The 16483-nt window shown below is 46.9% G+C and carries 27 protein-coding genes; 4 read left to right on the plus strand and 23 right to left on the minus strand.

Annotation, left to right across the window (positions count from 1 at the left end; all coding sequences use genetic code 11):
- Nucleotides 1-14 precede the first annotated feature (14 nt).
- The 21 genes from pgeF to AC6I3O_RS15135 form a co-directional block, all read right to left on the minus strand.
- A complete protein-coding gene (pgeF, locus tag AC6I3O_RS15035) occupies nt 15-851 on the minus strand; it encodes a peptidoglycan editing factor PgeF (RefSeq protein ID WP_497851596.1) in 837 nt (278 codons plus the stop codon).
- A 22-nt stretch (nt 852-873) separates the two neighbouring features.
- On the minus strand, nt 874-1239 hold the full coding sequence (locus AC6I3O_RS15040; RefSeq protein WP_497851597.1) for a YraN family protein: 366 nt from the start codon (nt 1237-1239) through the stop codon (nt 874-876).
- A gap of 28 nt (nt 1240-1267) precedes the next feature.
- The gene (gene rnhB / locus AC6I3O_RS15045) at nt 1268-1903 is read right to left on the minus strand and encodes a ribonuclease HII (protein ID WP_497851598.1); all 636 of its coding nucleotides are present in this window, start codon (nt 1901-1903) and stop codon (nt 1268-1270) included.
- Nucleotides 1896-2489 carry a signal peptidase I gene (gene lepB / locus AC6I3O_RS15050; protein ID WP_497851599.1) on the minus strand — a complete coding sequence of 198 codons (594 nt, stop codon included), beginning with the start codon at nt 2487-2489 and terminating at the stop codon, nt 1896-1898. Before lepB (AC6I3O_RS15050) ends, rnhB begins: the two co-directional genes overlap by 8 nt.
- 4 nt (nt 2490-2493) lie before the next feature.
- Nucleotides 2494-3348 carry a ribosome biogenesis GTPase YlqF gene (ylqF, locus tag AC6I3O_RS15055; RefSeq protein WP_497851600.1) on the minus strand — a complete coding sequence of 285 codons (855 nt, stop codon included), beginning with the start codon at nt 3346-3348 and terminating at the stop codon, nt 2494-2496.
- 5 nt (nt 3349-3353) lie between these two features.
- Nucleotides 3354-3962: a signal peptidase I gene (gene lepB / locus AC6I3O_RS15060; protein WP_497851601.1), complete on the minus strand. Its 609-nt coding sequence runs from the start codon at nt 3960-3962 to the stop codon at nt 3354-3356.
- Nucleotides 3963-4026: 64 nt separating this feature from the next.
- Nucleotides 4027-4374 carry a 50S ribosomal protein L19 gene (gene rplS, locus AC6I3O_RS15065; RefSeq protein WP_497851602.1) on the minus strand — a complete coding sequence of 116 codons (348 nt, stop codon included), beginning with the start codon at nt 4372-4374 and terminating at the stop codon, nt 4027-4029.
- 74 nt (nt 4375-4448) lie between these two features.
- Nucleotides 4449-5258 carry a tRNA (guanosine(37)-N1)-methyltransferase TrmD gene (trmD, locus tag AC6I3O_RS15070; protein ID WP_497851603.1) on the minus strand — a complete coding sequence of 270 codons (810 nt, stop codon included), beginning with the start codon at nt 5256-5258 and terminating at the stop codon, nt 4449-4451.
- A 65-nt stretch (nt 5259-5323) separates the two neighbouring features.
- Entirely contained in the window at nt 5324-5830 is a 507-nt protein-coding gene (gene rimM / locus AC6I3O_RS15075) for a ribosome maturation factor RimM (RefSeq protein WP_497851604.1), read from the minus strand.
- Nucleotides 5831-5926: 96 nt separating this feature from the next.
- On the minus strand, nt 5927-6157 hold the full coding sequence (locus AC6I3O_RS15080; protein WP_497851605.1) for a KH domain-containing protein: 231 nt from the start codon (nt 6155-6157) through the stop codon (nt 5927-5929).
- Between the two features lie 18 nt (nt 6158-6175).
- Nucleotides 6176-6421 carry a 30S ribosomal protein S16 gene (gene rpsP, locus AC6I3O_RS15085; RefSeq protein ID WP_497851606.1) on the minus strand — a complete coding sequence of 82 codons (246 nt, stop codon included), beginning with the start codon at nt 6419-6421 and terminating at the stop codon, nt 6176-6178.
- Nucleotides 6422-6560: 139 nt separating this feature from the next.
- Nucleotides 6561-7916 (minus strand): signal recognition particle protein, encoded by a 1356-nt coding sequence (ffh, locus tag AC6I3O_RS15090; RefSeq protein ID WP_497851607.1) that lies wholly within the window; start codon nt 7914-7916, stop codon nt 6561-6563.
- Between the two features lies 1 nt (nt 7917).
- Nucleotides 7918-8283 carry a YlxM family DNA-binding protein gene (gene ylxM / locus AC6I3O_RS15095; RefSeq protein ID WP_497853489.1) on the minus strand — a complete coding sequence of 122 codons (366 nt, stop codon included), beginning with the start codon at nt 8281-8283 and terminating at the stop codon, nt 7918-7920.
- 56 nt (nt 8284-8339) lie between these two features.
- A complete protein-coding gene (locus tag AC6I3O_RS15100; protein WP_497851608.1) occupies nt 8340-9224 on the minus strand; it encodes a S8 family peptidase in 885 nt (294 codons plus the stop codon).
- A 68-nt stretch (nt 9225-9292) separates the two neighbouring features.
- Nucleotides 9293-10192, minus strand: coding sequence for a hypothetical protein (locus tag AC6I3O_RS15105; RefSeq protein ID WP_497851609.1), 900 nt, complete (start codon nt 10190-10192; stop codon nt 9293-9295).
- A 67-nt stretch (nt 10193-10259) separates the two neighbouring features.
- On the minus strand, nt 10260-10475 hold the full coding sequence (locus AC6I3O_RS15110; RefSeq protein ID WP_497851610.1) for a hypothetical protein: 216 nt from the start codon (nt 10473-10475) through the stop codon (nt 10260-10262).
- A 19-nt stretch (nt 10476-10494) separates the two neighbouring features.
- Nucleotides 10495-11220 (minus strand): type I restriction endonuclease, encoded by a 726-nt coding sequence (locus tag AC6I3O_RS15115; RefSeq protein WP_497851611.1) that lies wholly within the window; start codon nt 11218-11220, stop codon nt 10495-10497.
- An 11-nt stretch (nt 11221-11231) separates the two neighbouring features.
- Nucleotides 11232-12710, minus strand: coding sequence for an RNA-binding domain-containing protein (locus tag AC6I3O_RS15120; protein ID WP_497851612.1), 1479 nt, complete (start codon nt 12708-12710; stop codon nt 11232-11234).
- A gap of 77 nt (nt 12711-12787) precedes the next feature.
- Nucleotides 12788-13015 carry a hypothetical protein gene (locus AC6I3O_RS15125; protein ID WP_497851613.1) on the minus strand — a complete coding sequence of 76 codons (228 nt, stop codon included), beginning with the start codon at nt 13013-13015 and terminating at the stop codon, nt 12788-12790.
- A gap of 74 nt (nt 13016-13089) precedes the next feature.
- Nucleotides 13090-13560, minus strand: a complete 471-nt coding sequence (locus AC6I3O_RS15130; protein ID WP_497851614.1) for an N-6 DNA methylase — start codon at nt 13558-13560, stop codon at nt 13090-13092.
- Nucleotides 13475-13663, minus strand: a complete 189-nt coding sequence (locus AC6I3O_RS15135) for a type I restriction-modification system subunit M N-terminal domain-containing protein (protein ID WP_497851615.1) — start codon at nt 13661-13663, stop codon at nt 13475-13477. Before AC6I3O_RS15135 ends, AC6I3O_RS15130 begins: the two co-directional genes overlap by 86 nt.
- Before the next feature lie 170 nt (nt 13664-13833).
- On the opposite strand from AC6I3O_RS15135, the gene AC6I3O_RS15140 reads away from it, so the two are divergent.
- Nucleotides 13834-14466 carry a J domain-containing protein gene (locus tag AC6I3O_RS15140; RefSeq protein ID WP_497851616.1) on the plus strand — a complete coding sequence of 211 codons (633 nt, stop codon included), beginning with the start codon at nt 13834-13836 and terminating at the stop codon, nt 14464-14466.
- 70 nt (nt 14467-14536) lie between these two features.
- Nucleotides 14537-14791 carry a chorion class high-cysteine HCB protein 13 gene (locus tag AC6I3O_RS15145; protein ID WP_497851617.1) on the plus strand — a complete coding sequence of 85 codons (255 nt, stop codon included), beginning with the start codon at nt 14537-14539 and terminating at the stop codon, nt 14789-14791.
- Between the two features lie 103 nt (nt 14792-14894).
- Here the strand turns inward: AC6I3O_RS15145 and AC6I3O_RS15150 are convergent, their stop codons facing one another.
- Nucleotides 14895-15050 carry a hypothetical protein gene (locus AC6I3O_RS15150; RefSeq protein ID WP_497851618.1) on the minus strand — a complete coding sequence of 52 codons (156 nt, stop codon included), beginning with the start codon at nt 15048-15050 and terminating at the stop codon, nt 14895-14897.
- Nucleotides 15051-15177: 127 nt separating this feature from the next.
- Between AC6I3O_RS15150 and AC6I3O_RS15155 the strand changes: the two genes are divergently transcribed.
- Entirely contained in the window at nt 15178-15684 is a 507-nt protein-coding gene (locus AC6I3O_RS15155) for a hypothetical protein (RefSeq protein WP_497851619.1), read from the plus strand.
- A complete protein-coding gene (locus tag AC6I3O_RS15160; RefSeq protein ID WP_497851620.1) occupies nt 15677-15952 on the plus strand; it encodes a hypothetical protein in 276 nt (91 codons plus the stop codon). The genes AC6I3O_RS15155 and AC6I3O_RS15160 overlap by 8 nt, the downstream gene beginning before the upstream one ends.
- Before the next feature lie 2 nt (nt 15953-15954).
- Here AC6I3O_RS15160 and AC6I3O_RS15165 read toward each other — a convergent pair whose 3' ends face one another.
- Nucleotides 15955-16419 carry an acyl-CoA thioesterase gene (locus AC6I3O_RS15165; RefSeq protein WP_497851621.1) on the minus strand — a complete coding sequence of 155 codons (465 nt, stop codon included), beginning with the start codon at nt 16417-16419 and terminating at the stop codon, nt 15955-15957.
- Nucleotides 16420-16483: the final 64 nt, after the last annotated feature.

Here is a 16483-nt window from a genome sequence, read left to right on the forward strand (position 1 = left end):
TTCTTTCCCCTTCTTTAATACCGGAGCGCAAGAAACGCACTCAGATTCCCTCTGACCGTCCCTGTACTGCGGTGTGAAAACAAAATGTCCGGGTTACAGTGGGTACACACATTTGTAACCGCAATCTGCTCTCTTCTGACTCCCGCTTCTGTCAGCACAATCTGGTTTGCCCTCCAGAGGTCAAGCTGATATTTTCCATCCGTCTTCTCATAGAACAACTCCTGCCACAGAGATTCGTCAAATGCCTCCTGAAATTCCCCTATCACGTCCCCGCTGACCTCATAGCACTCCTGGCAAATAGACGGCCCGATGGCGGCAAATACCTGCGCCGGGTCTGTCCCATACTGCTCCTGCATCAGCTCAAGCGTTACCTTTCCCATCCTGCCCACGGTTCCCCGCCATCCCGAATGGCTTAACCCGATAGCACGATGCACCGGATCAACAAAAAACAACGGCACACAGTCCGCATAAAATGTCACCAGACAGATTCCCGGCACATCCGTCACCATCCCATCCGTATCAAGGAACTTTCCGCCCCGGTCCTTCTCCTCAACCACAGCCACATTCGTCGTGTGAGTCTGGTGCGTATATGTAAAATCCGTTGGTTCTACCCCGATGGCCGCGGCAATCCTGCGCCGGTTCTCCTCAATCGCCTCTGGCTCATCCCCTCTGGTCGTACTGATATTCATCGTCGCACAATGCCCCTTGCTGACGCCTCCAAGCCTTGTAGAAAATCCATGCCGCACAACGCCAGTCTGCTCTAACAAGGGAAAGGAAAGATAAGGGACGCCCTTTTCCTCTCTCTCATCAAATATATGCTGTCCATTCTTATATTTTAACCCAAGGCCCATATTTTATCCTCCATGATTCGATTCACATCCATCCTCCCGCATAATCAAATGCATCCTGATACAAAGTCACCGTATCCCCCTCAAAACTTACCACGTCAAACCGGCAGGCCCTATCAGGCAAACCATGGCTTTTCATATAATAGAGAGCGCACTTTGAAATCACACTCTGCTTCCTGAAGCCGACCGCCTCCGCCGGATGTCCCTTTCCGTTGCCCGCCCTGTATTTCACCTCGCAAAAGACCAGATATTCCCCATCCCTTGCAATGATGTCAATCTCGCCTGACCTGCACCGAAAATTATACTCCAGAATCTCATACCCTTTCTCCTCCAGGTATGCCCCGGCCCTGCGCTCATACTTTTCACCGATTTTTCTCTTATTCTCTGCCATAGGATACCGCCGCCTCACATGCACCGCTTCATATATATTTCCCAACAAATGTCATCCTATGTATCGGAGAAACCCCAAGCTCCCGGATTCCTGCAATATGCGCTTTTGTCCCATATCCTTTATTGCTTGCAAAATCATACCCGGGAATCACACTGTCATATTCCACCATGAGGCGGTCCCGCGTCACCTTGGCGATAATGCTTGCCGCCGCAATCGACACGCTTTTTTCATCCCCCTTGATAATCGGGACCTGAAAAATATCCACCTCCGGGATAGTAACGGCATCATTCAGAAGAACATCCGGGCGTACACTTAGATTCGCAATCGCCTTTCGCATCGCCTCATAAGTCGCCTGAAGGATATTAATCTCGTCAATCCGCGCCGGGCTTACCATCCCAATTCCCGCCGCAACCGCCTTCTCCATAATCTCATCGTACAGAACTTCCCGCTTCTTCTCCGAGAGCTTTTTTGAGTCGTTCACCCATAAAATTTCACAGTCTTTGGGCAGGATTACCGCCCCAGCCACAACCGGTCCCGCAAGCGGTCCCCTGCCCACTTCATCTATCCCGCAGATATATCCGTATTTCTCATACTCTTTCTCATAAGCGCGCATCGCCTCAAGCCTCGCCCGCTCCTTCGCAAGCTTCTCTTCCCGCTTATTCATGGCGGATTACCCCCAGACTGTCAAAGGGATAAATCCGTACCCATGCTTTTCCAATCAAGTTCTCCCGTTTCAGCACGCCAACGCTTGCATCGCGGCTGTCAGAGCTGTGATTCCGGTTATCCCCAAGCACGAAATATTCATCCTCCCCCAGTTGGATTGGCGTCGCCGCAATCCCCGGGGAATCCATCACCTCCGCGCCGTAGACGTCGCTTGACAAAATCTCCCCGTCCACATAGGTATAGCCGTCCACCACCTGAACCGTCTCGCCCGGAAGCCCGATGATTCTCTTGATATAAAATGTATTCTCCTCATGCTGGTAGGGAAATACGATAATATCATAACGTTTCGGCTCCCAAAAACGATAGGACAGCTTATCCACGATAAGATTGTCACCGTCACTTAACGTAGTCTCCATGGAGGAGCCGCTGACCCGCGTCCTCTGTCCGACAAATGTGATAATCAGGTATGTCAGCCCGATAATGATCAGTATATATAAGACCCAACCTCCCAGTTCCCGGAGGATGCCCTTCTCTTCTTCCTGCCTTTCCATTACTACTGTCTCCTTCTTCCTGTCTTCTACAGACATTCTATCACACTTCCTGGGGATATTCCAGCGTCAGCCGCCCAATCCTTCCGCTGCGAAAATCATCCAGCAGAAGAAGCGCCGCTTTTCCCGTATCCAGCTCATTTCCCCGCAGAAGACAATGCCTGCTGCGCGCAATCTCTTCCAGCATACGGTACGGGCTTGCATCCACAGCCGGCTCCAGACGGTACTTCTCCTTTAGCCTCCCCGGATAATTCGCCTCCAGCACACGTAAAAGCTCCGCCGCCAGTTCCTCCGTATTCAGAATCTCATCCTTCATAGACCCGATAAAGGCCATCATAAGCCCCACTTGCTGGTCTTCAAACTTTGGCCACAGAATCCCCGGAGTATCCAGAAGCTCCACCTGCTTATTCAGGCGAATCCACTGCTTTCCCTTCGTGACTCCCGGCTTATTTCCAGTCTTTGCACAAGCCTTGCCTGCAAGGGAATTAATAAATGTGGACTTGCCCACATTGGGAATCCCTACTACCATCGCCCGCACAGGACGGTTCAGAATTCCTCTCTTCCTATCCCGCTCAATCTTCTCCCTGCACGCTTCCTGAATCACCTCGTGGACCGGCTTCATACCGCTGTTCTTCCTGGAATTCACCTTCGCCACAAGATAACCCCTGTCCCTGAAATACGCTTCCCAGGCGTCGTTCCACCGCTCCTCGGCAAGATCAGCCTTATTAAGAAGAATCAACCTCGCCTTATTCTTCCCAAGCTCATCAATATCCGGATTCCGGCTGCTAAGAGGAATCCTCGCGTCCACAAGCTCAATCACAAGGTCAACCAGCTTCATATTCTCCTGCATCATCCGTTTTGCCTTCGTCATATGGCCCGGATACCATTGAAAATGCATACTTCCTACTCCTTATGTTTTATCCATCCAAAATGTTCCCCAAAGGAAATAACAAACCACGCTTTCCCATAAATATATTCCCGCTTCACATTCCCCACGTCCGCATTCCGGCTGTCCTCACTGCTCGCCCGGTTATCTCCCAGGACAAAATATTCATCACCGGCAAGCTTCACCTTCTCCTTCACAATCCCCACGTCGTCAATGTCCGTCGTTACGTACCCTTCCTCCAACTTCTCTCCGTCGATATAAATTCGGTTTTCCATAATCTCCACCGTCTCCCCCGGCAGACCGATGATACGCTTCGTATAATAATGGACATTCTCATTCCCCTTGGGTTTAAATACAATAATATCCCCACGTTTCGGAGTCGTGGCATTATAAATAATCCGATTTACCAAAACCACGTCCCCGTTGCCAAGGACAGGCTTCATGGAATCCCCAACAGTGCTGACCTGCTGCCCAAAATACCAGACACACACAAACGCCAGAAGGCATGCCACGCCAATCTTGAATATCCATATCCCAATCGCCGCAAGCTTCTGTAGGTCGATGCGGAATTTGAATTTCTTTCTTCTGATTTTCTTAAAAAAACGTCTATTCCGTCTGCGTCCCATTTACTCCCCTTATAACAGAAAAAGGACAATATACGCTATGTACTTGTCCTTTTTAACCCGTCTCTTATTTTACTAACTCTTTTACCTTCGCCTTCTTGCCGACACGGTCTCTCAAGTAGAACAGTTTCGCCCTTCTAACCTTACCTCTTCTTACAACCTCAACCTTCTCAACGTTTGGTGAGTGAAGCGGCCATGTCTTCTCAACGCCGACACCGTTAGAATTCTTCCTTACAGTAAATGTAGCTCTTGAACCGCCCCCCTGTTTCTTCAGGACTGTTCCCTCAAACACCTGAACTCTCTCGCGGTTTCCTTCTTTAATCTTGCCGTATACCTTAACGGTATCTCCCACGCGGAACTCCGGCGCATTCTCTTTTAACTGCTCTTCTTCAATCTTCTTAATAATATCGTTCATTGTGTGACCTCCTTTTATTCCGGATGTTCTTAATACATACGTACCAGAGGACCATCTCTCTTCTTCACAACGTTTTATATTTTACCACATTCGCCGTCTCTTGACAAGAGTTTTCTCTCATTTTCCGTAAGCTCGGCTTTTTCAAGCAAATCCGGCCGAAGCTTTGCCGTCCTTAACACCGACTGTTCCCTGCGCCACTTCTCAATATTTCCATGATGCCCTGACAGCAGAATCTCAGGAACCCGCTTATCATGCCAGATTTCCGGCCGGGAATACTGGGGATATTCCAGCAGGTTATCCTGAAAACTTTCAAACTCTGCCGACACGTCATTGTGGAGGACGCCCGGCACCAGCCGGGAAATGGCATCTACCATAATCATAGCAGGCAGTTCCCCGCCCGTGAGGATGTAATCGCCGATAGACACATAATCTGTCACAATCTCCTCCACCACACGCTCGTCAATCCCCTCGTAATGGCCGCACAGGAAAATAAGCTCCTGCTCTTTTGCAAGCTCCGCTGCCATTCCCTGATTAAACGTCCTGCCCTGGGGAGAGAGGTAGATAACCCTCGGCTTTTTCGTTTCCCTGGGATTTTCTTCCTCCCTGTCTGGTATCCGCTCTTCTTGGCATACGTTCCCCCGCCGGGAAATGAGCATCTCCTCTACAGCCTTATACGCCTGATATACCGGTTCCGCCTGCATCAGCATCCCCGCGCCGCCGCCGTAAGGATAGTCGTCCACACTGTTATGCTTGTTAAACGCATAATCCCTGATGTTAACCGCATCAATGGACAGAATCCCTTTGTCCATGGCCCTTCCGATAATGCTGGTGTTCAATCCCTGCATCACCATTTCCGGAAATAACGTCATAATATAAAAATGCATCTTCTTGCTCCTACATCCTTTCATCTACTTGCGGCAAACCACAGGCTGCCATGGATTTGAAATTGTTAAATCAGCCCGTCCATCACATGAATCTTCATCTTCCTGCCCGGAATATCTACCTCTAAAATACATTCCTTGATTGCCGGCACGAGAACCTCGCCTGCCGACGGATGGTCAATCACATACACGTCGTTTGCCCCGGTCGCCATCACATCCTTCAGGACGCCAAAATCCTCCCCCTCATCCGTCGTCACCTGTATCCCAATCATATCCGTGATATAATACTCGTCCTCTTCAAGAGGAACCGCCTCACTGCGCTCTACCAGAAGCGGGCAGCGTTTATATCGTTCCACATCATTGATGTTATCATAGCCCTTGAATTTTAGGATCACAAACTGTTTGAAAAACTTGACGTTCTCAATCTCCAAGGGCAGCGTCTCTTTTCCCGTATCCAGAAGCACATGTTTTAAGTCCTGAAACCGCGTGGGATCATCCGTCGTCGGAAATACTTTCACTTCTCCGCGGATTCCGTGTGTCTGGGTGATGACTCCGACCTGTAATAATTCTTCCATAGCTTCCTATCTCCTAACATACACTCACTGAAAGTTTAAATAAGGACAGAACACAATATCTTGCGTCTGTCCCCCGGATAAATGGCATCCATTACCTTAATCCATAATGTCAACGATAACTTTCTTATCCTCTTTTGCGGCCGCAGCCTTCACAACCGAGCGGATCGCCTTGGCAATGCGCCCCTGCTTACCAATCACTTTTCCCATATCGAAATCCGCGACATGTACCTCCAGGACGATCGTCTTCTTCTCTTCCTTCTCAGTCACAACCACACTGTCAGGATCGTCAACCAAAGCTTTCGTAATGACTTCAACCAACTCTTTCATAATCAAGCACCTCAAGATTTATTTTTCAATTCCCGCAATCTTAAAGATCTTGTTTACAACTTCCGTCGGCTGTGCGCCGTTGTTCAGCCACTTCTTAGCAGCTTCCTCGTCTACCTTGATTGCGCTTGGCTCACAATTCGGATCATAAGTTCCAATCTCGTCAATAAACTTTCCGTCTCTTGGGGATCTTGAATCAGCTACGATAATTCTATAAAAAGGAGCCTTTTTCTGTCCCATTCTTCTTAATCTGATCTTTACTGCCATTGTATTCTACCTCCATAAAATATAAAATTCTTACGGAAAACCTGTCCATTGCGGTTCCCCGCTTACTGTGTATTTATATAACGCGCCATGCGCGGTTATACCATTTCACGAATGGCCGGCAAGGTACTCTTCCCTGTGTCTAGAACGGCAGACGGAACTTCCCTTTCCTGCCGCCTTTGCCCACCATCTTCATCAGCTTCTTCATCTCGCCGAACTGCTTCACCATGCGGTTGACCTCGCTGATATCCACGCCTGCCCCTTTGGCAATCCTGTGCTTCCTTGATGGGTTCAGAATGTCCGGGTTGCGCCGCTCCTCCAGAGTCATGGAATAAATCATAGCCTCCATCCTTGCGATGCCCTTTTCCGCCTCGGCAGTCTGCTCGTCGTCAAGACCCTTCATCTTGCCCATGCCTCCCATGCCGCCAAGGCCAGGCATCATGCTCATGATACTTCCAAGCCCGCCCATGTTCTTCATCTGGCTGATGCTTTCCAGATAGTCCTCGAAATCAAACTGGTTCTTCTTCAGCTTCTGCGCCATCTGCTTGGCTTTCTCTTCATCGATCTCGGCTTCCGCCTTCTCAATCAATGTCAGCACATCGCCCATTCCTAAGATACGGGACGCCATCCGATCCGGATAGAACTGTTCTAAGTCAGACAGTTTCTCCCCCATACCTACATATAAAATCGGTTTCCCTGTAACGGCCTTGACGGACAGCGCCGCTCCGCCTCTGGTATCGCCGTCCAGCTTCGTAACGATTACGCCGTCTATTCCAGCCTTATCGTTAAATTCCTTCGCCACATTGACGGCGTCCTGGCCCGTCATGGCATCGATGACCAGAATCGTCTGGTGTACCGTAACCGTATTCTTTATCTCCTGAAGTTCTTCCATCATATCTGCATCGATATGAAGGCGGCCTGCCGTATCCAGAATCACAATATGATTCCCGTTCTTCTGCGCATGTTCAACAGCGGCTTTCGCAATATTCGCCGGCTTATGGTTTTCTCCCATGGAAAACACTTCCACGCCTTGCTTCTCACCGTTCACCTGCAGCTGCTTGATTGCCGCCGGACGGTACACGTCACAGGCGACCAGCAGCGGCTTCTTGCCTTTTAATTTATATTTGCCCGCCAGCTTGGCAGTGGTGGTGGTCTTACCTGCACCCTGAAGCCCGGCCATCATGATGACCGTAATCGCGCTTCCCGGCTCAAGCTTAATCTCCGTCGTCTCGGAACCCATCAGCCGGACAAGCTCTTCGTTCACAATCTTGATGACCATCTGCCCGGGATTCAGGCCGTTCATGACATCCTGCCCCACCGCTCTTTCCTGGACGCTCTTGACAAAATCCTTAACCACCTTGAAATTCACGTCCGCAGCAAGCAAAGCACGCTTAATCTCCTTGAGAGCCTCTTTCACGTCATCCTCGGTGAGACGTCCCTTGCTCCTCAGGTTCTTAAATATATTTTGAAGTTTTTCTGTCAGACTATCAAATGCCATACTATAACTCCTCTAAAATCTCGCCGGATATCTTCCGGATACTCTGAATCAGCGCTTCTGCATTCTCTTCTTCATAATGATCTAAAAGCCTATCGATTCTCTCTACCTTATCTTTGACCGCTAAAAACTTATCAATCAGGTGAAGCTTCTCTTCATAACCCCTCAGCGTCTGGTTACATCTCTTGATGAGGTCATGGACTCCCTGGCGGCTGATGCCGGCTTCTTCGGCAATCTCGCCTAGCGAAAGGTCGTCCGCTACAAACCGCTCATAAATCTCCTTCTGGCGGTCTGTCAGCAATTCTCCATAAAAATCAAACAGTAATGACTGTTCCAGAATCTTATCCACGTTTATCACCTGTGCTATCATACAACAAAAAAAAGCAGGTGTCAAGTATTTTTTCTTGACACCTAAAAACGTTTCTTTCATGCCAGCAGCCAGTCAATCCTAAGGCATCCCCATCCCTTGTCTTCCTCTTCTTCCCCGCATTCACATGCTTTCCGGAACTTTAACTTCACGTCCACATTCCTTGCCTCCGGATATTTGGACAAAAATAATGCGGCAGCCCCGGATACGGCAGGCGTCGCCATGGATGTCCCGCTCTTTCTGACATAAGGTATCTTCGTCTTAAAATAACGGCTGTTGCAGGACGCCACATGATAACCGGGGGCCACCAGTTCCGGTTTGACGATACAGCGGTCGGTAGGTCCGACGCCAGAGCAGGCGTTCTTCATCCCCGGTTCATCCAACGCGCCTACAGTAATGACCTTCCGGCTGTTGCCCGGAACTGCAATACTGCCTGTCTCAGGCCCCTGGTTCCCGGCGGATACTACAACCGTAATTCCCAGATCCCACAGTATTTCCACTGCCTCAATTAAATCCTGTTCCTTCTTTCCATCCAATCCTTTCCTGGCTCCAACGGATATGTTTACAACCCGGATTCCATAACGTTTGTAATGATCCTGAATCCACTTGATTCCTTCAAGAATCTGCTCCACGCTTCCCTCTCCTTTGGAATCCAGCACCTTTACAATGACAAGCTCTGCTTCCGGGGCTATTCCTCCATATTCCCCCCTGGACAGCCTGCCGTCCCCCGCAAGGATTCCGCCTACATGGGTCCCATGCCCGCTGTCGTCGTACATCCCGCACCGCCTGTTGACACAGTCGTAAAATGCAAGAATCCTGCCTTTCAGGTCGGGATGCACAGCCATTCCAGTGTCCAGGACCGCCACTGCCACATTCTGGCCCCGGATGCCTCCCCTTATGGTATCGTCACAACGATAATGAATCTGCTGTTTTACTTTATTCATTGAAAAAAACCTTTTTTACCAGCATATTCCAGAGAAATGAAACCTGTGCCATCTTCCGGGGGATTATATCATTCGGCTTCTGCTTTCTGTTCTTCTATAAACTTTTTCAACTCTTTATGTAATTTTCCCCACGTACTCAGCACACTCTTTGTACCAAAATAGGCTTTTACCCTGTCAACATCCGCCGTCTTTTCTATGATTTCTAATTTTACCGTATCCACTTCCCCATCGACCGTATTCATATACAATTCATAAAACACATCCGCATCAATTCCAAAATTTACTACAAAATTCTCAATCGTCCTCTTAATCACCCTATCGGAATATTCCTGAATATAGGTCAGAAACGTCTTACCGTCCTCTACAATGAGCATCCCGCTTTTCACATCTTCAAGAACCTGACGCGCAAATTTTTGTTTTGCGGCCGGCAAAACTCCAATATTTTTCTTAATTTCCTCGATTGCCTTTGCCTGCCTGATTAACTGTTCTTCCTGTGCGTTAACGTCTTTAAGAGTCACGATTTTAAACTGTGCTTCTAAATATTCTGCGTCAATCTTATCCATTTCAATCGTTGACAGATTCGTCTGCATATCGAACCCCGGCTTTTTCTTTCCGCCGCCTCCGCCGCCGTTTGAGAGCAAATCCTGATATCTCTTGGTCAAAATGCGGTAGGTTCTCTCTTCAAAATTCAACGGCGCCCCAAATTCATTATTCCACTTTAAGCCTTGAAGCATTGCCGCCCTAAGCGTACTCTTCAGGCTATAGAACTCTTTTCGGAATTTCTGCCTATTTGCGTCTGACCTTGGCAACTGTTCAAAATTCTCTATACGGTCACTTGCGAAAATATCTGAAATATTCTGAAACGTCCGATTAAGGGTCTTAATATTTTCATCAATATCATCTACCTGAACATTCGCATAATCCCCCTGACAGTAGAGTTTCACCGCTTCATTGAGATTGCTCCTCATCGTATAGATTTTCCGGAAAAATTTAACCAGCCCCAGAGGCTTTTCATGGTTGTCATACGAGTCAAAATCAGTGATTACGATATATTTTCCATTTTTCGGGATCTTTTTTTGCCTCCTCTTCTGATTGTGAATTACTCTGATCCAATGCTACCCGCATCCTGAGTTCTCCGTCTTCATAGGTCTTTTCTCCCTTTGGATAGAAGCCTAATACATTTCCGTCACGGATTCCCGTTGCAAGTGAATATACCGCAAGGCATCTGCCAAACACAGACTCCGTCGTCATCTCACCCGCCCGCATATTCTCAGGGAAGATTGGCGTATTCTCTCCATCCTCTAACCATATGGTTATCCCTGTCTCCCCAATGAAAAAAGAACGCTGGATTCATCTTCTTTGCATTCCCTGGATTGGCAAAATATACTGCGTCTTCCGGGGTAATCGCCCAAAATACCTGTATCAGTCCCATAAACCCTTGGAATTTTCTTTCCTGAATATATTTCTTAATCTGGTTTGTGGCTTCCGATATCTCTATGCCGCTGGCTTTTAATTCTATATGAATAACTGGTATCCCGTTAATCAGAAGGGTTATGTCGCTCCTCCTTTCCGGGGTGTCTTCTTCCAGATTAAATACGGTCTGTTCTGCAATCTGATATTTTGACGTCCCGCCTGCCACTTCATTGGCAGAGAAGAGATTCAGGAAAACTTCTTGTCCTGCCTTTTTATAATCTGGCGAATCTCCGTCCCGTCTCACCGGGACATCTTCTCCGGTAATAAAAAGGTTTGATTTTACCGGGGTGTTCGCCTGTCCCCGTACCGTGTCCATAAGACGCTCCATCTCTGATTCTGAAAGCGGGACGTTGTTTAGCGCGTCACGGTTGCGTTCAAATATAATGTTTTTCCAGTTTTCAATTAATTGAGGAATCGTTCTGCGATATAGAACTTCTTTACTCCAGCCTTTCTTTTTCAGGGCGTCTACAAAATCTTTTTCAAAGTTTTGTTCCCCTTTTTTTCCTGTGTATGGTAACGGCATGTCAATCCTCCCTATTCTACGATTTCCCAATACCCTCTTTTTGGTGAACCATGACGAATCAGTATACCAATTTTTTTAAGCTTTTTAATGTTAGATTCAATATTTCTGCTCGAAATGCCTATTGTTTCCGCCATTTTTTTAGCTGAAAGCTGTGCATCCTGCGATAATAATTCAAGAATCTGCTTTTGCGTATGATTCAAATCAGCTCTAGAATTACTCCGATGCTTCTCCGATGCTTCTCCGATGCTTCTCCGATGCTTCTCCGATGCTTCTCCGATACTCCCCCAATACTTCTCCGATGCTTCTTTGATGCTTCTCTGCTCTTCTATGGCAAAAACATTTCGATAAAGATTCACCCGGAACATATCGTCGTACACCTGAAAACTTGGCGTAGGAAGCCCATAACTTTCTGCGGCGCCAAGAATTCTTTTCACACCGGTTCCCCAAGATTCCACAAATCCCATCTTATTCAATACATTGGCAATCGCCCTGTTACGAATTTTAGAATGTCCATCCATAAGTTCCTCATACGTAAGACCATTATAGAGACCACCAGGCGAGGACACTTCCAGTCTGTTATCGTAAATTGCAACCTGAATGCAGGAATCATCTGCCAGATTACGATGACAATGCGCATTTATAATCATTTCCCGGATTGCTTCTAACGGCAGCTCGTAAGACTCTTTTCTAACCAGACTGTCTATCGTCAATCCAAATCGGATATTCCGTAATACAAAATCTGTCGCCCCTACAATTTGTTCGTAAATTGGTCCCGTAAATTCCTGCTTATCAAGAAATACAGTCCTCTCCGTCCCTTTAAATACGGCACATTGGGTTTTAGCAAATGGGAAGTAATCAGATGTCATTAACACAAATGCATTGGCCGCCAGCAGGGAATCATTCTCACTTTTTAAAAGTTTCCAGTTAATAAGCTGGGTAATGGTTACTTCTCGCTCTGAAAGTCCCATTTCATTTCTGAACTTTCCTATATCATGGCACAATTTCTTGACAGCATCCTCAGTAACCTTATACCCGATACAAATCATCTCATCCCAGTAGATTCTTGCGCCTTCCATCTCTAATTCCTTAATTTTCTCCGGATGGGCAGGTCTGGATGTCCCGGCAACCCGAATAAAAGTACCGGAATCCCTGCCCTTTGATTTCAAATAATATGGTCTATTTGCTCCCGGCGCGACAGTTACAACAATTACCGTTTCCCCATCTACAGTCTGCGGCTCAATATTCGGAACAATCTGCGGCTCACAGGAATCCGATATGGCATTAGAAATACTGTCCATCATTCTAAAAAGTTCGTCTTCTCCTATTCCGGTAACTTGTCTGGTTTTATCATCCACACCGAAGACCAGTTTACCGCCTTGCGTATTTGCAAAAGCAATTACCGTCTTTGTGTATTTTTCTGACTCTTTTGGAAGCGCTGCCTTAAATTCTATATTTTTGGATTCGCCATGAATAATTTCTTCAATCGTCATATCGCTAACCTCCCAATACGATAGTACAAAACTTCACTCATCAATCCATTCCTCCCTAAATTCAAGAAATAAAATTACTATTTCTGTTTTGAAACTTTGCAGTTATTTTTTATTTCACTTTCATATACAAATCTATATTTGCCTTTTCCCTTTCCTTTTACTTCCACTACAATATTCATATCTCGCAAATTTCGCATTATATCCTTTGATACGGTTTTTGTACAACCAAGTATTGTCTTCACTTCCGGCGCTCCAAATAATTGATTCGTATCAATCGCATTAGTAATGCCGCCGACCTCTGTCATGTACTTTTTCACATCCTCATCCGCAAAAACGATCTCTTTGATTTCAACCGGCTTAAATATATGGTAGCCATTCTCTAAATCAAATATCTGTGACTTAACATTGGGGAATCTGTCCCAATATCCATCATATGCGGAAAGCGCTCTTTTCCATAGGAAGCGGACGCATCTATGAATAAAACGTCGCTCTCATCCCTCCCTTTTGAAAGAACCATGACAATAACCGGAATTCCTGTGGCAAAGAACATATTCCCCGGGAATCCAATAATTGTTTCAATATTGTGGTTTTCCAGAAGATTTTTTCTAATCTGGTATTCTGCCGCCCCGCGGAACAACACCCCATGGGGCAACACAATCGCCATGATTCCTTCCTTATCTTTTACATGATAAAGACAATGCAGTAAAAATGCGTAATCCGCTTTCTTTTGCGGCGCATGGCCGTACCTAAACCTTTTATCTAATTTAAAATTTTCCGGGTTCCACCCAGAACATAAATCCAAGAATATAATCCTTATATTCGCTTGCTTTAATATTTTTCCTGAGTTCATTAGCAGTCGCCCATATTCTTGCAGCCAGCTCCTGTTTTGTCATTATCGTTCCTCCGATTGTATTTGTTACAGCCAGTATAACACAGAATCCATTTTCCTTCATCCTATTTGTACGCCGCTTTTTCTGTTATTCCACCTTCAATAGTTCCACATGAAAAGTTCCGATGAAAAAGTCCGGCATGAAAAGTCCACGCAAATTTATAATTGATTTCTCCGCCGATATGTCGTAAGATAATAATGTTTATGTCCATATATTAGCAACAGGAGGATATAATGGAAGATAAAAATTATTACGATATATTAGGCGTCTCTGAGAAGGCTTCCTTAGAAGACATTACTGCCGCCAAGAACGAGCTTGCCAAACGGTATCACCCAGACGTCAATCTCAAGGACGGCATCGACACTACAGAGAAGATGCAGGAGATTTTAGAGGCGTACCGCGTCCTGTCCAACCCGGACAAACGTTCCGAATACGACTGGAACCACAGGCGCAGACGTCCCGTCATGCAGACATTCGACCTTCATCACATGGAAGAGGACAACGAGTCCCTTCCTGATTTCGTCGCCTACTGGAAAGCCTCCAACGCCTTGTTTGACATCATCCAGAAAAGCGACCCGTTGTTCCGGGACAAGAATTATTCCGAAGAGCTGACCCAGCTATCCACAGAAGCCCTTGCCCACGTGGTACTGCTTAGGAACTCTTCCATCCCGGAACGCTACTGGTATCCGGATATTATGAATTGGCTTCTGTTTACCTGGTTCCAGCACAGGAACTATACCATTTCCTATCTGCTGACCCTCTACGACGAGTATGCCAAGGAGAACATTTCCGCGCTGGATAAGCTGAAACTCCAGAAGAATACCTACCATTACCAGCACTCTATCAAACGTCTGGTAAAATTATAATTTTCTTTTTCACACATTAGAACCCCTCGCATATTATGTACTGTAAACATCATAAATGGAGGATTTCAAAATGAGTGATTTAAGCGCTACGAACTGTGGATGTGGCTGTGAGTCTAATGTAGGAAGAGGCGGAGAGTGTGGATGCGGCTTTAGCAACAATAACTGCCTGTGGATTATCCTTCTGCTCTTCTGCTGCGGCGGATGCGGCAATGGCTTTGGCGGCGGATGCGGCGGCAACGATAGCTGCCTGTGGATCATCCTTCTGCTCTTCTGCTGCGGCGGATGCGGCAACGGCGGATGCGGCGGTTTCGACTGCGGATGCTAATTCAATAAGACTGAAAAGGGACGGAGTACAGCACTCCGTCTCTTTTCATATACCCGCAGGGCACACCGTAATGCATGCCCTGCGGGCGGGTGGACTTCGTCCATTAAGGTATACTTTCCCTCATCTGATACCCTTCGGTTTCCTGGTTTCTCATCTCCGCCTGTTCCTTCTCCTTCTTTTCCTCCAACTGTTTTTTCAGCATACATGTCTCGTCAATCTCGTAAACGGCGTTACCGTCAATAATCAGCTTTCTGTTCATACCCGTTTCCTTTCCTGACATACATTTCCCTATTAATATATGAAATGCTTCAGATTTAGTTTTCCCACATCTCATAAAATCCATTCTGCCGTCATATATATTTACAACGTTATGATAAGGAGTGCCTATGGAACAAAATTCCCTGAAACCAATGACGCCATTCGACAATCTGGTGACACCGCCTTTTCTGTACACGTTAAAACTTCTGCTTCCATACACTCCGCCTTCCGTACAGCGTTTCTTCGGAATCTACATCAAATTTCTGGAGCTGCGCCACACGATGGAATATTTTCAGGGATTTGACTTTTCTTCCCCGGCGAACATTCTGGAGGGGCTGAAACCATATATGGAGCCTGCCGAAAAGGAAATGATGGAACAAATGTCAAGCATGATGAATATGATGGAAATGGTACGAAGCATGCAGTCGATGTCTGAGGGATCCCCGGATTCATCTTCCCAGGGATTCGGCGCATTTAACCCGATGGACATGATGAAGGGCATGTTAAGCCCGGAACAGCAGGAGATGTTCGAGATGTACAACACGATGTTTGAGCAGGAATTTGACCCGGAAAACAATCAAAGAAATAATCCGCCCGATACGGGCAGCAAGAAAGGAGACGCAAAAAATGAATGAATGGATGAACCACCCGGATATGCAGAATATGGACCCGTTGAAGATGGAGCTAATCCGCACCGCAGCCGCCCAGACCCAGGGCAAGAGCGGGAAATCCCTTGCTCCGGTCATGATGGCGCTGATTACCAATGCGAATAAGAGAGGGATTCAGTTTACGCCGGACGAATTCTCACTGGTACTCTCCGTCTTAAAGGACGGGAAATCAAAAGAGGAGCAGGACCAGATTGAAGGGATGGTGCGGATGGTTTCTTCTTATATGAAAAAATAACGTCAGCTCTTAGGATTCCTCATCTGGCGACGCAGGGCGGCTTGTTCCCATGCCGCCCTCTGTTCCTGTGTCTCAAGGATTAATCCCGGAACCTGAGCCGGTTTGTCATTCTCGTCCAATGCTACCATTGTAAAGAACGCCTGGTTGATATGGGTCCTTCTCTCCTCCAGGTCTTCGATATAGGTATCTGCCTGCACTTCCATAGATGTACGCCCCACATAGGTAATCCTTCCCGTAATGATAATCACGTCATTCTGATAGGCTCCTTTCAGAAACCTAAGGTTGTCCACGGACGCCGTGGTAACGTTCCTGTGGGCGTGGCGTTTTGCCGTCAGGGCGGCTACCTCGTCAATCCACTGCATCAGAATGCCTCCAAAAAGACGTCCAACTGCATTCAAATGGTTGGGACGGACGATATGCACGGTTTCGACGATAGATTCTGACACTTTTCTGCTTTCTACGCTCATTTTCATGATTCTCCTGTTCTATATGCCGGATAAAGCCCGGCTCATTCTATCTTATTTTTTTCCT

Source organism: Sporofaciens sp. St.21A7, assembly GCF_059728535.1.

Bases quoted from the DNA above. Each gene is read 5' to 3' on its own strand.
- pgeF (WP_497851596.1), bottom strand. From the start codon at position 851: ATGGGCCTTGGGTTAAAATATAAGAATGGACAGCATATATTTGATGAG.
- AC6I3O_RS15040 (WP_497851597.1), bottom strand. From the start codon at position 1,239: ATGGCAGAGAATAAGAGAAAAATCGGTGAAAAGTATGAGCGCAGGGCC.
- rnhB (WP_497851598.1), bottom strand. From the start codon at position 1,903: ATGAATAAGCGGGAAGAGAAGCTTGCGAAGGAGCGGGCGAGGCTTGAG.
- lepB (WP_497851599.1), bottom strand. From the start codon at position 2,489: ATGTCTGTAGAAGACAGGAAGAAGGAGACAGTAGTAATGGAAAGGCAG.
- ylqF (WP_497851600.1), bottom strand. From the start codon at position 3,348: ATGCATTTTCAATGGTATCCGGGCCATATGACGAAGGCAAAACGGATG.
- lepB (WP_497851601.1), bottom strand. From the start codon at position 3,962: ATGGGACGCAGACGGAATAGACGTTTTTTTAAGAAAATCAGAAGAAAG.
- rplS (WP_497851602.1), bottom strand. From the start codon at position 4,374: ATGAACGATATTATTAAGAAGATTGAAGAAGAGCAGTTAAAAGAGAAT.
- trmD (WP_497851603.1), bottom strand. From the start codon at position 5,258: ATGCATTTTTATATTATGACGTTATTTCCGGAAATGGTGATGCAGGGA.
- rimM (WP_497851604.1), bottom strand. From the start codon at position 5,830: ATGGAAGAATTATTACAGGTCGGAGTCATCACCCAGACACACGGAATC.
- AC6I3O_RS15080 (WP_497851605.1), bottom strand. From the start codon at position 6,157: ATGAAAGAGTTGGTTGAAGTCATTACGAAAGCTTTGGTTGACGATCCT.
- rpsP (WP_497851606.1), bottom strand. From the start codon at position 6,421: ATGGCAGTAAAGATCAGATTAAGAAGAATGGGACAGAAAAAGGCTCCT.
- ffh (WP_497851607.1), bottom strand. From the start codon at position 7,916: ATGGCATTTGATAGTCTGACAGAAAAACTTCAAAATATATTTAAGAAC.
- ylxM (WP_497853489.1), bottom strand. From the start codon at position 8,283: ATGATAGCACAGGTGATAAACGTGGATAAGATTCTGGAACAGTCATTA.
- AC6I3O_RS15100 (WP_497851608.1), bottom strand. From the start codon at position 9,224: ATGAATAAAGTAAAACAGCAGATTCATTATCGTTGTGACGATACCATA.
- AC6I3O_RS15105 (WP_497851609.1), bottom strand. From the start codon at position 10,192: ATGAGGAGCAATCTCAATGAAGCGGTGAAACTCTACTGTCAGGGGGAT.
- AC6I3O_RS15110 (WP_497851610.1), bottom strand. From the start codon at position 10,475: ATGACGACGGAGTCTGTGTTTGGCAGATGCCTTGCGGTATATTCACTT.
- AC6I3O_RS15115 (WP_497851611.1), bottom strand. From the start codon at position 11,220: ATGCCGTTACCATACACAGGAAAAAAAGGGGAACAAAACTTTGAAAAA.
- AC6I3O_RS15120 (WP_497851612.1), bottom strand. From the start codon at position 12,710: ATGACGATTGAAGAAATTATTCATGGCGAATCCAAAAATATAGAATTT.
- AC6I3O_RS15125 (WP_497851613.1), bottom strand. From the start codon at position 13,015: ATGACAGAGGTCGGCGGCATTACTAATGCGATTGATACGAATCAATTA.
- AC6I3O_RS15130 (WP_497851614.1), bottom strand. From the start codon at position 13,560: ATGAACTCAGGAAAAATATTAAAGCAAGCGAATATAAGGATTATATTC.
- AC6I3O_RS15135 (WP_497851615.1), bottom strand. From the start codon at position 13,663: ATGAAGGAAAATGGATTCTGTGTTATACTGGCTGTAACAAATACAATC.
- AC6I3O_RS15140 (WP_497851616.1), top strand. From the start codon at position 13,834: ATGGAAGATAAAAATTATTACGATATATTAGGCGTCTCTGAGAAGGCT.
- AC6I3O_RS15145 (WP_497851617.1), top strand. From the start codon at position 14,537: ATGAGTGATTTAAGCGCTACGAACTGTGGATGTGGCTGTGAGTCTAAT.
- AC6I3O_RS15150 (WP_497851618.1), bottom strand. From the start codon at position 15,050: ATGAACAGAAAGCTGATTATTGACGGTAACGCCGTTTACGAGATTGAC.
- AC6I3O_RS15155 (WP_497851619.1), top strand. From the start codon at position 15,178: ATGGAACAAAATTCCCTGAAACCAATGACGCCATTCGACAATCTGGTG.
- AC6I3O_RS15160 (WP_497851620.1), top strand. From the start codon at position 15,677: ATGAATGAATGGATGAACCACCCGGATATGCAGAATATGGACCCGTTG.
- AC6I3O_RS15165 (WP_497851621.1), bottom strand. From the start codon at position 16,419: ATGAGCGTAGAAAGCAGAAAAGTGTCAGAATCTATCGTCGAAACCGTG.